Source organism: Vibrio sp. 5S239, from assembly GCF_041439575.1.
In the GTDB taxonomy this organism is placed as follows: Bacteria; Pseudomonadota; Gammaproteobacteria; order Enterobacterales; family Vibrionaceae; genus Vibrio; species Vibrio kanaloae.
On record NZ_JBGOOM010000006.1, the window covers coordinates 1 to 12,882 of the forward strand.

Annotated in this window: 8 protein-coding genes, 6 tRNA genes and 1 rRNA gene; 9 read left to right on the top strand and 6 right to left on the bottom strand. The window is 44.2% G+C overall.

The genetic code is table 11. The features are described from left to right. Nucleotides 1–125: 125 nt before the first annotated feature. A 5S ribosomal RNA gene (rrf, locus tag ACED48_RS06580) occupies nt 126–241 on the top strand. A gap of 106 nt (nt 242–347) precedes the next feature. Continuing rightward, a tRNA-Ser gene (locus ACED48_RS06585) sits at nt 348–438 on the top strand. A 124-nt stretch (nt 439–562) separates the two neighbouring features. Here the strand turns inward: ACED48_RS06585 and ilvY are convergent. Next, on the bottom strand, nt 563–1,453 hold the full coding sequence (ilvY, locus tag ACED48_RS06590; RefSeq protein ID WP_017055698.1) for an HTH-type transcriptional activator IlvY: 891 nt from the start codon (nt 1,451–1,453) through the stop codon (nt 563–565). 146 nt (nt 1,454–1,599) lie between these two features. Between ilvY and ilvC the strand changes: the two genes are divergently transcribed. Further along, entirely contained in the window at nt 1,600–3,084 is a 1,485-nt protein-coding gene (gene ilvC / locus ACED48_RS06595; RefSeq protein ID WP_017055697.1) for a ketol-acid reductoisomerase, read from the top strand. Nucleotides 3,085–3,399: 315 nt separating this feature from the next. On the opposite strand, the gene ACED48_RS06600 is transcribed toward ilvC, so the two are convergent. From ACED48_RS06600 to ACED48_RS06615, 4 genes are all read right to left on the bottom strand, one after another. After that, nucleotides 3,400–3,651: an accessory factor UbiK family protein gene (locus tag ACED48_RS06600; RefSeq protein ID WP_004740921.1), complete on the bottom strand. Its 252-nt coding sequence runs from the start codon at nt 3,649–3,651 to the stop codon at nt 3,400–3,402. Nucleotides 3,652–3,768: 117 nt separating this feature from the next. Further along, nucleotides 3,769–6,891, bottom strand: a complete 3,123-nt coding sequence (locus ACED48_RS06605) for a multidrug efflux RND transporter permease subunit (RefSeq protein ID WP_017055696.1) — start codon at nt 6,889–6,891, stop codon at nt 3,769–3,771. A gap of 11 nt (nt 6,892–6,902) precedes the next feature. Further along, nucleotides 6,903–8,009, bottom strand: a complete 1,107-nt coding sequence (locus tag ACED48_RS06610) for an efflux RND transporter periplasmic adaptor subunit (protein ID WP_017055695.1) — start codon at nt 8,007–8,009, stop codon at nt 6,903–6,905. 18 nt (nt 8,010–8,027) lie between these two features. Further along, a complete protein-coding gene (locus ACED48_RS06615) occupies nt 8,028–8,609 on the bottom strand; it encodes a TetR/AcrR family transcriptional regulator (protein ID WP_017055694.1) in 582 nt (193 codons plus the stop codon). Between the two features lie 179 nt (nt 8,610–8,788). On the opposite strand from ACED48_RS06615, the gene rep reads away from it, so the two are divergent. Beyond that, nucleotides 8,789–10,807, top strand: a complete 2,019-nt coding sequence (gene rep, locus ACED48_RS06620) for a DNA helicase Rep (RefSeq protein WP_017055693.1) — start codon at nt 8,789–8,791, stop codon at nt 10,805–10,807. Nucleotides 10,808–10,908: 101 nt separating this feature from the next. Here rep and ACED48_RS06625 read toward each other — a convergent pair whose 3' ends face one another. Next, the gene (locus ACED48_RS06625) at nt 10,909–11,322 is read right to left on the bottom strand and encodes a cytochrome c5 family protein (RefSeq protein ID WP_017055692.1); all 414 of its coding nucleotides are present in this window, start codon (nt 11,320–11,322) and stop codon (nt 10,909–10,911) included. Nucleotides 11,323–11,619: 297 nt separating this feature from the next. On the opposite strand from ACED48_RS06625, the gene ACED48_RS06630 reads away from it, so the two are divergent. From ACED48_RS06630 to ACED48_RS06650, 5 genes are all read left to right on the top strand, one after another. Continuing rightward, nucleotides 11,620–11,696 (top strand) — tRNA-Arg (locus tag ACED48_RS06630). A gap of 47 nt (nt 11,697–11,743) precedes the next feature. Further along, nucleotides 11,744–11,819: transfer RNA gene (locus ACED48_RS06635), tRNA-His, on the top strand. A 77-nt stretch (nt 11,820–11,896) separates the two neighbouring features. Further along, nucleotides 11,897–11,973 (top strand) — tRNA-Pro (locus ACED48_RS06640). A gap of 44 nt (nt 11,974–12,017) precedes the next feature. Then, a tRNA-His gene (locus tag ACED48_RS06645) sits at nt 12,018–12,093 on the top strand. A 55-nt stretch (nt 12,094–12,148) separates the two neighbouring features. Then, nucleotides 12,149–12,225, top strand: a tRNA-Pro gene (locus ACED48_RS06650). Nucleotides 12,226–12,882: the final 657 nt, after the last annotated feature.

The following is a 12,882-nucleotide window of genomic DNA, read 5'->3' on the forward strand; positions in this document are numbered from 1 at the left end:
GGGTTTTGTGGACTCAAAGAGACAGACCTTGAATGCGTTTGAAGAGACTTTTATTGCTCTATTGAATAGAGAAACAGCTTTCCGAATTATTAATTGTCGCAGAGGCGTCAATTAAACAGAATTTGCTTGGCGACCATAGCATTGTGGACCCACCTGACTCCATGCCGAACTCAGTAGTGAAACACAATAGCGCCGATGGTAGTGTGGGGCTTCCCCATGTGAGAGTAGGACATCGCCAGGCTCTTATTTATTTTCACTTTTTTGAAAGTGAAGACAAAAAGGTATCGTTACCTGTGTATACATGTAACAACATCTACAGTGTACTAATCTGTTGATGACAATTTGTTGGAGGGATGGCTGAGTGGTCGAAAGCACCGGTCTTGAAAACCGGCAACCGTTAATAGCGGTTCTAGGGTTCAAATCCCTATCCCTCCACCACCATTAAAAAGCCCGCTGAGAAATCAGCGGGCTTTTTTCATATCTGTCGTTTAGCAAAACAAAAAGAGCACTAACGTGCTCTTTACCTGTGACTCCACACCTGCTTGTTATCACTTATCGATAACTAGTCTTGCAGGTATTTTCCTTCGGCGACCTGCCAAAATGCTCTAATTAATGGGTTTTCTAATTGCGCGCGCTTACAGCACACCCCTAGTTCAAATGGTTTGATTGGCTCTATCTTTAAGCGGTCTACTTTGTCACGTACTGGGCTGTTGTTGATGACGACATCAGGAGCAATACCAACTCCACAACCTAGTGCAACCATACTTACAATCGCCTCATGGCCTGACACCTGAGCGTAAATATTGGGCTTTATCTTCATTTTTTTGAACCATGTATTGGCTCGGTCACGCGCTGTACCAGCTTCAGGGATTATAAAAGGTATTGCATTCCAGTTGGGTTTGTCAGATTGCAGTTGTTGGCTAAAGCTACTGACACCGGATGGAATAATAACTGACAGTGGAATATCGCTGATGGTCTCGAATTCTAACCTTGAAGGAAGGATATCTGGCTTTGCTGAAATCGCGATATCCGCCTCATCGTTTAAGATCTTGTCAATGGATTGAGCTGGATCGCCAGTAGAGAGCTTAAATTCAATATACGGATGAATAGCCCTAAATTCGGTTATGAGTTCAGGTAGGTGACTATAGCTAGCCGTTACTGAACAAAATATACGAATTTCCCCTTTAAGTTCCTGTTCTCCACCTTTTAGATGAAGGTTATATTGCTGCCACTCTCCCACGATGCTCAATGCTACAGGCAATAGGTGTTTTCCTGCTGGGGTAAGGTCAACACTGCGGTTGTCTCTGATAAGCAGTTCTTGCCCTGTTTCCTCTTCAAGCTTTTGTATCTGACGACTCAGCGCTGAAGGACTGACGTGCATAGCAGCAGCGGTTTTGCTGAAACTCTTGCTGTCACATAAATGTATAAATAATTGTAGAGATTTTATGTTCATGTTCTGCGATCGTTTCCATGTTGCATTTATTGCAATAACTAATTGTGAATATATCACTTTCAGCAACGGAGTGTCTGTTTTAGTATGAAGTCATTCGATAGAGAGATATCGACCTTACGGATTTATTTTTAAAGGAGTGCCCTAGAATGGCTAACTATTTCAATACATTAAACCTTCGTGAACAACTTGACCAATTGGGTCGTTGCCGCTTTATGGATCGTGAAGAATTCGCGACAGAAGCTGAATATCTTGAAGGTAAGAAAATCGTAATTGTTGGTTGTGGTGCTCAAGGCCTAAACCAAGGTCTAAACATGCGTGACTCTGGTCTAGACGTATCTTATGCTCTACGCCAAGCAGCAATTGATGAAAAGCGTCAATCATTCAAAAATGCTGATGAAAATGGCTTTGTTGTGGGTAGCTACGAAACGCTAATCCCTCAAGCAGACCTAGTAATCAACCTTACTCCTGATAAGCAACACACAAACGTTGTTGAAACAGTAATGCCTCTAATGAAGCAAGGCGCTGCTCTTGGTTACTCTCACGGCTTTAACGTTGTGGAAGAAGGCATGCAATTACGTGCTGACCTTACTGTAGTAATGGTTGCGCCTAAGTGTCCAGGTTCTGAAGTTCGCGAAGAGTACAAGCGTGGTTTCGGTGTACCAACACTTATCGCTGTTCACCCAGAAAACGACCCTAAAGGTGAAGGTTGGGATATCGCTAAAGCTTGGGCTGCAGGTACTGGTGGTCACCGTGCTGGTTGCCTAGAGTCTTCTTTCGTAGCGGAAGTTAAATCTGACCTGATGGGTGAGCAAACAATCCTTTGTGGCATGCTACAAGCTGGTTCTATCGTATCTTACGAGAAGATGATTGCTGATGGCATCGAACCTGGCTACGCAGGCAAGCTTCTACAATATGGTTGGGAAACGATCACAGAAGCACTGAAGTTTGGTGGCGTAACTCACATGATGGATCGCCTATCTAACCCAGCTAAAGTTAAAGCGTTTGAGCTTTCTGAAGAGCTTAAAGACCTAATGCGTCCGCTTTACAACAAACACATGGATGACATCATCTCTGGTCACTTCTCTAGCACAATGATGGCTGACTGGGCGAACGATGACGTGAACCTACTAGGCTGGCGTGAAGAGACAGGCGAAACGGCATTTGAAAACTATCCAGCTTCTGACGTAGAAATCTCAGAGCAAGAGTACTTCGACAACGGTATCCTAATGGTTGCTATGGTTCGTGCCGGTGTTGAGTTAGCATTCGAAGCTATGACGGCATCAGGCATCATTGATGAGTCTGCTTACTACGAATCTCTACATGAGCTTCCACTAATCGCAAACACAGTTGCTCGTAAGCGTCTTTACGAAATGAACGTAGTAATCTCTGATACAGCTGAGTACGGTAACTACCTATTCGCTAACGTAGCAACACCGCTACTGCGTGAGAAGTTCATGCCTTCAGTAGCAACGGACGTGATCGGCCGTGGTCTAGGTGAAGCATCTAACCAAGTAGACAACGCTAAGCTAATTGAAGTAAACGAAGCTATCCGTAACCACCCTGTAGAGTACATTGGTGAAGAGCTACGTAGCTACATGAGCGACATGAAGCGTATCGCTGTAGGCGGTTAATTAGTCGATTAGATACTGATAAACTTGTAGAAAAAGCAAGGCAGTATCACTAGCTCCTTATAGGTTGGAGCCATTATTCAGCAACACAACATCTAATAAAAAGGCTTGGTCGCCGTTGACCAAGCCTTTTTGCTTTTCAAGGGGCGGTATCGAGAATGCTTCGCGCACCAGAGAATGATGGTTTTCAAGCTAAGTCATTCCCGAAAGTGACGGAGGAACGTGGTCAGGAAACTATTCATTATTTGAGTTCTCGTCCGCATAAAAAAGGGCTGACGTTCTCACGTCAACCCTTCATATATCTTCTCGCTTGAATGCTTACTTGTCAGCAAGCTTAGCTTCTAGTTCAGCTAGCTTCTGTTCCATTTCCGTCAGCTTTTGACGAGTGCGCAGCAGCACCTGTGTTTGAACATCAAACTCTTCACGGCTGACAACGTCTAGCTTATTCAATTGGCCTTGGATAACTTGGCGAACCTTTTGGTCTACGTCTGAACCCAGTTCTTTCACTGGCTGAGGCATAGAGTCGTGGATCTGCTTAGCAATTTGCTCTAGTTTTTTTGGATCAAACATATCAATTAAACTCCTGACTATTTATCACTATTCTATTTAATCACACCTGAGATGTCGCCTATCGCGTATAAAAAAGGCCACCGAAGTAGCCTTTTTCATTGTTTTACGACTTAGCGATTACTTATTGTCAGCTAATCCTCTCTGCGCAGCCTTTGCTTCATCGACACGAGCTAGCTTTTCTAGATCTTTGTCTTCAACAAACACAGGTAGAGGTTTGTGCTTCTCTGCTAGGTAGCTGTAGATTACTGGCAGTACAAACAAGGTAAACAATGTACCGATTGCTAGACCAGCAACGATTACAATACCGATACTGAAACGTTGAGCCGCACCTGCACCCGTTGCATACATCAGTGGGATTAGACCCGCAATCATCGCAGCAGTAGTCATTAGGATTGGACGAAGACGAACCTTCGCCGCTTCCATAACGGCTTCAATACGCGTCTTGCCATTGTGTAGTTGCTCTTCTTTTGCTACTTCACAGATCAAGATACCGTGTTTGGTGATCAAGCCGACCAAGGTGATTAAACCAACTTGTGAGTATATGTTCATCGTGGCTGCACCCCAAGCCAGAGCTATTAGGGCACCACAAATAGCAAGTGGTACAGACACCATGATAACCAATGGATCTTTCAGAGATTCGAACTGAATCGCCAATACCAAGAAGATGATAGCCAAAGCTAAACCAAAGGTTGCGTAAAGTGCGCTACCTTCTGTTACGTATTGACGTGCTTCACCCATGTAATCGTGGTTGTAGCCACTTGGAAGCTTATTCGCCGCCGTGTCTTCAAACCATGCAATTGCATCACCCATTGCTGCTCCTGGAGCAGGTACTGCACCAATCGTAGCTGAGTTCAATTGGTTGAAGTGAGGAAGAGAACGAGGCTCTGCCACAACATCAATCGTAATCAAACTGCCTAGTGGTACAGCATTACCGTCCGCAGCACGTACGTAGTAGTTGTTCATTGATTCAGGGTTTAAACGGAACTTACGTTCAACTTGAGGGATAACCTCGTAAGAACGACCATTCAAGTCGATACGGTTTACGTAACCATCAGACATCATAGTACCTAAAGTGATACCAATGTCTTGCATGGTCACGCCGTAAGCCCCTGCTTTGTCTTTGTCGATATGGATCTTCATCGTTGCTGAGTCGTAGTTCAAATCAAGATCTGAATAAACGAACAACGGGTTAGTAGATACTTCGGCTAAGATCTCTGTCGTAATTTGGAATAGGCTCTCGAAGCTGTTCGGTGTGGTAATAACAAACTGAACAGGAAGGCCTGAACCTGCCCCTGGAAGTTCTGGCATTTGGAAGGCTGTTACGGCCATACCAGGGACATCTTTCACCAAGTTACCAACACGGTTTGTTACTTCAGACTGGCTTGCTTCTCGCTCGCTCCAAGGAACCATAGACGCAATACCAAACGCTTGGTTTGCATTTGGTACACCTGTAAACACTTGTGCGTAAGCTACTTCTGGCTGATCAGACAGAATCTTGTTTACGTCGTTCATGGTGTTTTGCATGAAGTCTAAGTTCGCATTCGACGGTGCTGTACCCATCAACATGATTACACCTTTATCTTCTGAAGGTGCTAACTCACTAGGGATGAACTTGAACAACAACGGTAAACTTGCAAATACGATGATAGCAAAGCCAATGAATACTGGACGATGCTGCATTACCGCACCAAGCATACGCTCGTAGCGGTTAGTCATACCATCCAATACACTATGTACTTTTAGTTCAAACTTGCTTGGTTCTGCATGAGCTTTTAGCATTTTTGAGCACATCATAGGCGATAGCGTCAGTGCCACGATACCCGATACAAAAACTGAACCTGCCAGGGTTAATGCGAACTCTTTAAACAACGAGCCTGTAATACCACCCATCATAGCGATAGGAGCGTATACCGCACCTAGCGTTAGTGTCATCGCGATAACGGGTACCGCAATTTCACGGGTACCGATAATGGCAGCTCGGAAAGGAGATTCCCCGAGCTTGATATGTCGGTCAACGTTTTCGAGTACCACGATCGCATCATCTACCACTAGACCTATGGCGAGTACCATTGCCAGTAGTGTCATCAGGTTCCACGAGAAGCCCATTGCTTGCATTACCATTGCCACACCAATAAGTGATAGTGGGATAGTAACGATAGGAATAAGAACTGCACGGAATGAACCAAGGAACAAGGTAATAACGATCAATACAATTAAGGCAGCCTCAAGAATGGTTTTGATAACTTCTTGAATAGACTCATTAATCGCAATGGTCGAGTCATACATCACGTTCATTGATATGTTGCTTGGGAGGTTCTTCTCTAACTGAGGAAGAAGCTCAAGTACATCGGCTGCAATATTGATTGGGTTAGCACTTGGCGCCGCGTTAATCGCTGCAACAACTGCTTCTCGACCATTGGCGCTTGCTCGGTAAATATCGTGGCTTTTTTCTAAAGAGACCTTAGCGATGTCGGATAGACGAATGATTTCACCTTCACCGCTCTTCACCACTAGGTTCTCTAATTCTTCAGTGTTTGATACCTGAGTATCTGCACTGCCGTTATAAAGCACGAACTCACCAGTCGCTTGACCCGTAGCTGATTGGTAGTTGTTAGCGTTCAGTACCGTCATCACATCAGATGCAGTTAGGCTAACCGCTGCCATTTTTGAGGGGTCTAGCCATACGCGTAGTGCGTATTTCATACCACCATAAAGGTCGACTTTAGATACACCGTTTACCGTAAATAGCTGCGGGTTGATGACACGCTCTAGATAGTCGGTAATTTGGCTCGATACCAACTCATCACTGGTAAAACCGATGTAGAGGACCGCTGTTGTTGAACCGGTAGACATAGTTACAGTTGGGTCTTCGGCTTCTTTTGGAAGCTGCGAACGAACCGAGTTTGTCTTGGCCAGTATGTCAGACAGCGCTGCATTCGGGTCGGTGTTCAGCTTCATGTTCACGGTAATCGTTGAACTACCGAGAACAGAAGAAGAAGTCATATAGTCGATATTATCCGCTTGAGCTACAGCCTGTTCGAGGGGCTGGGTTATAAAGCCTTGGATAAGATCGGCACTTGCACCGTAGTAACTCGTAGTAACGGTTACGACGGTATTCGTCATTTCAGGGTATTCACGCACCTGCATTTTGAAGATTGCTTGTAAGCCAAGCAGCGCAATCAAAAAGCTGATGGATACCGCTAGAACTGGACGTTTAATAAAAACATCAGTAAAGCGCATTGTGCCTCCAGTTACAGCTTAGGTGTTTCAGATGGTGGAGTGATGGCATCACTTTCAACAATCTTAACTTTGGCACCATTACTTAGACGTACTTGGCCTGAAGTGACAACCGTATCACCGGCTTTCACACCCTCAAGAATATGAGCGATATCAGCGGTACGTTCGCCTACTTTTACAACATGTTGAGCAACACGTTGAACCCCATCTTCTTCAGTTATGATATAAACATTGTCGCCGTATAGAGTAAAAGTAATGGCTGTTTGAGGCAGAGTTACTTGGTTCTCTAATTTAGGTAAAATGATGTTAGCGCGAGCGAACATGCCGCTACGAAGCTTGCCATCATTGTTTGGAATGTCTGCCTGAACTTGAATAAGACCACTTTGGATACTTACTGCAGGTTCAATAGCACTGATAGAGCCTTCAAAAGGTGTTTCAGGGTAAGCATCAACAAAGATGTCGATCGCTTGGCCAACGTTGATGCGAGATATATCAGTTTGAGAAACCGTGAAGCGCAGGCGCATTACACTGGTGTCTTCTAAGCGAACAATATCCGTACCCGATTGCAGGTATTGACCTAAATACACATTACGGATACCGACAGTGCCATCAAACGGTGCGCGGATTTCACGACGTTCAATCGATGCTTTTAGGCTTTCAATATCAGCAGATAGAGAGAAGTAGTTCGCTTCTGCTTCATCGTATGCTTCTTTAGAGATAGAGCCTTTTTTGAATAGCCCTTGGTAGCGCTTGTATTTTGCTTTCGCAGCAGGCAAACGAGCTTCAGAGCTCTTTAGATTTGCTTTTTCCACACCTGAGTCAAGGCGAACCAGTTGTTGACCATTCTTAACTTCAGTACCTGACTCGAAGGAAATTTGATCAATAACACCACTGGTTTCGTTTGCTAGAGTGACACCTTGGTTTGGTTCAATGAAGCCGATTGCCTCAATCACCGGAACCCAGTCGATCGGCTGAACTTCAGTTACCGTTACTGGAAACTCTGGCTCAGGACGGTTGGCCATAAACTCAGCAATTTTTTGTTGTTTGAACATGTTAAACCCAATAACGCTGCCGAAAAGAAGTACAGCGATGAGTAACATGAAGAAAGTCCACTTTTTCATTATGGTCAAAACTCCAATCTAGTGTTTAATTATTGCATCCCAACAGGCTTCTATTGCCGCTTCTAGTGCAGCCTCGTCAAGTTGGTAAAATCCTAAAGAATGCTTACGTGCTAGCGAGACACTAGCTGCTAAGCTCAAGCCACTTAATACTTCATTATCAAGTGGTTTAAATAACCCTCGCTCTTTACCCTCATTAAATAGCAGCTCAACTTGGGCAAACATTTTACGTTCTAGTTCCCTGAAGTCTTGGCTATTTGTCACGGGTAAAGAGTCATATTGAACCTGATTTTTAATCGCGGCTAAATTCGTTCCCGATAAGCTCCATATGTTTAACCACATGGTTCGATAGCGTTGCTTTATTGGATCCGAATCATTAACCCCTTTTTGAACAGCATCCGCTACTCGTTGAGTTACGAGCACTCGAACATCATCTATCAAGTGGTCTTTATCATCGAAGTAGCGGTAGATAGTGCCTGCAGCTACTCCTGCTTCTTTCGCTAATTTTTGCATTGAGAGGCCTTGAAAGCCGACCTCTGCAATTAGCTTTTCAGCGGCAGAAAGTATTTGTTGGCGTTTATCCTGAGGTGTATGAGCTGTCATTTTCCATCACCGATGAATGAACGTTCATTCATTGTAGCCTGATAACTATACACATGTGCAACAAAATTTTGCACAAATAACGTAAAAATCTTACATAAGAGAGCATAGCAATCATGCTATTGCAGGATTATTATAGACGCGCAATTTAATTCGCACCTCTAGACCAAATTGAGAACCAAATGAAACTGAACCCAAGACAAGATGAAGCCGTGAAGTATGTTTCAGGCCCCTGCTTAGTATTAGCGGGTGCTGGATCAGGCAAAACACGTGTTATCACCAATAAAATTGCTTATCTGGTTCAGGTGTGTGGTTACAAGGCGCGTAATATTGCGGCGGTGACCTTTACTAATAAAGCAGCTCGCGAGATGAAAGAACGTGTTGGGCAAACGCTGGGTAAGGGCGAATCGAAAGGGCTGATTGTTTCGACCTTTCATACCATGGGCTTAACCATCATTCGTCGTGAATACAAAGCACTGGGTCTAAAAGCGGGCTTTTCTCTGTTTGATGACCAAGACCAGCTAGCTTTGTTAAAAGAGCTAACAGAGAGGCAGATCGATGGTGATAAGGATCTGCTGCGCGCATTGATGAGTACCATTTCGAACTGGAAAAACGACATGCTAACGCCAGATCAGGCGAAAGCGCGCGCTCAAGGCGAACAGGAGCAGTTGTTTGCTTTCTGCTTTGAGATGTACCAAAAACAGATGAAGGCCTATAACGCACTCGATTTTGATGATTTGATCGCGATGCCTGTACTGTTGTTAAAAACCAATCAAGAAGTTCGTGAGCGTTGGCAGTCACGTATCCGCTATTTACTTGTTGATGAATATCAAGATACCAATACCAGCCAATATGAATTGGTACGATTGTTGGTTGGTGAAAGAGGACGTCTTACGGTAGTAGGTGATGACGACCAATCCATTTACTCGTGGCGTGGCGCAAAACCGCAAAACTTGGTGCTGCTTGGTGAGGATTACCCTAATCTGCGTTTGATCAAGCTAGAGCAAAACTACCGCTCAACCAGCCGAATCTTGCGTGCGGCGAACATCTTGATCGCCAATAACCCGCACGTGTATGAGAAATCACTGTTCTCTGAGATCCCTGACGGTGAAAAGCTCAAGGTATTGAATGCCAAGAATGAAGAGCACGAAGCCGAACGTATTACCGGTGAGATCATTGCACACAAATTTTTGAACCGCACAGAATACAAAGATTATGCGGTGCTTTACCGGGGTAACCACCAATCTCGCCTGATTGAAAAAGCCTTGATGCAAAACCGTGTGCCTTACAAGATCTCTGGAGGCACCTCTTTCTTCGCTAGAGCAGAGATAAAAGACATCATGGCTTATCTGCGTGTGTTGGTGAACCCAGATGATGACAACGCCTTCCTACGTATTGTAAACACGCCGCGTCGCGAAATTGGCCCGGTTACGCTTGAGAAATTAGGCAGCTACGCCAACATGCGTGGCAAAAGCCTATTTGAAGCCAGCTTTGAGATGGGTTTGGAGCAAACATTGACTGGCCGTGGTTTAGAAAATCTGCGTCGTTTCAGTGATTGGATCGTTCGTATCTCGGATAACGCCGAGCGTGGTAACACCGTGGAAGCGGTTCGTTCTTTGGTGCGCGATATTAATTACGAAGATTGGTTATACGAAACCTCGGCAAGCCCCAAAGCCGCGGAAATGAGAATGAAAAACGTCTCTGACCTTTATAGTTGGATTGTGGCTGACTTAGAAGGTGACAATTATGATAAAGAAGAAAAAACGCTAAGAGAAGTCGTTCAGCGCTTAACGTTGCGCGATATGATGGAACGTGGAGAAGATGACGATGATGCTGACCAAGTACAGTTAATGACACTTCACGCATCGAAAGGCTTGGAGTTTCCATATGTATTTTTAATGGGAGCGGAAGAGGGCATTTTACCTCACCAAACCAGTGTTGATGAAGGCAATGTAGAAGAAGAGCGTCGTCTTATGTATGTAGGCATTACTCGAGCACAAAAAGAGCTAACTTTTACTAAGTGTCGTGAACGCCGTCAGTATGGTGAATTGATAAAGCCAACCCAAAGCCGCTTTCTTGATGAGCTGCCGCATGATGATGTTGAGTGGGAAAGCGTCAAGAAACCTCAATCTGCTGAAGAAAGGATGGAAAAAGGGCAGGCGCACATTGCCAATATTCGTGCGATGTTCAACAAGAAATAAAGCTCTGCTTTAATCGCGCTATATAGAAGCCAATAAAAAAGGTGACCATCAGATCTGGTCACCTTTTTTGAATTTGGCATTTTTAATTATAGATCGGTAAATTACAGACCGGCAATCATGTGCTCGATAGCATCTTTGATTTCGTCGTCTGAACAATCCATACATGAACCTTTCGCTGGCATTGCATTAAAACCGTTGATTGCATGGTCTGCTAGAATGTCGCGACCCTGAGCAATTCTAGGCCCCCAGTCTCCCGCATCACCTTTCTTAGGTGCGCCACTTACGCCAGATGCGTGACAAGCGATACAAAAAGTACCATAAACGGTTGCGCCGTCGCGAGGGCCTGTTGGTTCTGCGGCTACTGGCTCACTGCCGACTAGGTATACTTGACCAACTGGCTTGATGCGTTCTGCAATTATATCTTGCTCTGCTTCGCTTAGGCCTGAAGCCATTGCGCCAGTTGAAAAGGTTAAAACTGCGATGACAACGCTTAAAATTCGACGAGACATATCCATTAAACTCACTTTACATTCCCAAGGTAAGTACATGCTTACCAATTTATAGTGTTGGAAGGGTGTTTTGATTTGAGCAGCAAAGAGCGACTGTTAAACCAATGTAAATAATGGGTGATTATATCCCGATAAGTTGTTGCAATAAACAACAACTTATAAGCTGTGACAGGTTGTAGTACTCAAATAAGGGGTTTATCACATATTAACTGTCGAAAAAGAGACCAAACAGAAAAAAAAGTTAAAAAAGTACTAGACGGCATTGGGTGATCTACGTATTATTCCACTCCGCCGACAGGGCATGCGCCTGTAGCTCAGCTGGATAGAGCGTTGGCCTCCGGAGCCAAAGGCCGAAGGTTCGAATCCTTTCAGGCGCGCCATCCGGTCACTTACTTAGGTAAGTGAAAATTGGCACAAAGAAACAATGGTGGCTATAGCTCAGTTGGTAGAGCCCTGGATTGTGATTCCGGTGGTCGCGAGTTCGAATCTCGTTAGCCACCCCATTCTTTCTTTTAAAAAATAATGGTAGCCTAGGCTTCCTGTGTTGACTTAATATTCCCTGAGTCGAGACAAAACTAGTCGGTGAATAGCGCAGCTTGGTAGCGCATCTGGTTTGGGACCAGAGGGTCGGGGGTTCGAATCCCTCTTCACCGACCACTATTTCAATAATTGCTGTTAAGCGGTTATATAAAAAGTTAGTGGTGGCTATAGCTCAGTTGGTAGAGCCCTGGATTGTGATTCCGGTGGTCGCGAGTTCGAATCTCGTTAGCCACCCCATTAATTTTGGTAGCTTTTTTGAAGCTCCCTGTTTGAGAAATCAAACGAAACGTCTCGGTGAATAGCGCAGCTTGGTAGCGCATCTGGTTTGGGACCAGAGGGTCGGGGGTTCGAATCCCTCTTCACCGACCATCTTTAAGAAAGCTCATCAGAAATGATGAGCTTTTTTTTCATCTGTAGCTCATTAGATTGGAACCCAAGTGGGGTTCGCCTGATGTTCAAAGAATGTCTCTTCACCGATCACCTTTAAGAAGCCTCAGTCGAAAAACTGGGGCTTTTTTACATCTGTCGCATGGGTATTTTCCAATTATTGTTTCTGATGGCAGGAGCGAATCGAGTTAGGCTACTCTCTTGGTACCTCTTCAGTAAGATCCCCCTCATATACAGGTATCCCACCTTCGACTTTCTCAATTATTGCGTTTTCATAGAGAGGAGCGCTTTATTAAACTCAAAGATCTATATCTAGTTTTATCTAAAATAACCGCTCAATAATTCGACAAATTAATGTGTTTGGTCTACGGATTTTGTGAAAAGAGAAACTTGGCCCCGGATTTGGTCACTAAGGGCTATATCTGACAACTTTCTTTCGGTCAAATACCTCAAAATATCATCTAATTTATCAAGCTTTTAGGTTTGTTGTTTTATATTTACTGTAGCTATGTGGGTGGTTAAATATCTGGCTTATATATTCCTATCTAGTTGTTTTGTTTGCTTAAAGTGTAAAATGTAGAGTTTGTTTCTATAGTGTTAATTGTTTTTTGGAATAATTATTTGTTTTTAGTGACTAAT

Coding starts and splice junctions, on each gene's coding strand:
- ACED48_RS06625 (WP_017055692.1), bottom strand. CDS start 11,322: ATGGATATGTCTCGTCGAATTTTAAGCGTTGTCATCGCAGTTTTAACC.
- ACED48_RS06605 (WP_017055696.1), bottom strand. CDS start 6,891: ATGCGCTTTACTGATGTTTTTATTAAACGTCCAGTTCTAGCGGTATCC.
- ilvC (WP_017055697.1), top strand. CDS start 1,600: ATGGCTAACTATTTCAATACATTAAACCTTCGTGAACAACTTGACCAA.
- ACED48_RS06600 (WP_004740921.1), bottom strand. CDS start 3,651: ATGTTTGATCCAAAAAAACTAGAGCAAATTGCTAAGCAGATCCACGAC.
- ACED48_RS06610 (WP_017055695.1), bottom strand. CDS start 8,009: ATGAAAAAGTGGACTTTCTTCATGTTACTCATCGCTGTACTTCTTTTC.
- ilvY (WP_017055698.1), bottom strand. CDS start 1,453: ATGAACATAAAATCTCTACAATTATTTATACATTTATGTGACAGCAAG.
- rep (WP_017055693.1), top strand. CDS start 8,789: ATGAAACTGAACCCAAGACAAGATGAAGCCGTGAAGTATGTTTCAGGC.
- ACED48_RS06615 (WP_017055694.1), bottom strand. CDS start 8,609: ATGACAGCTCATACACCTCAGGATAAACGCCAACAAATACTTTCTGCC.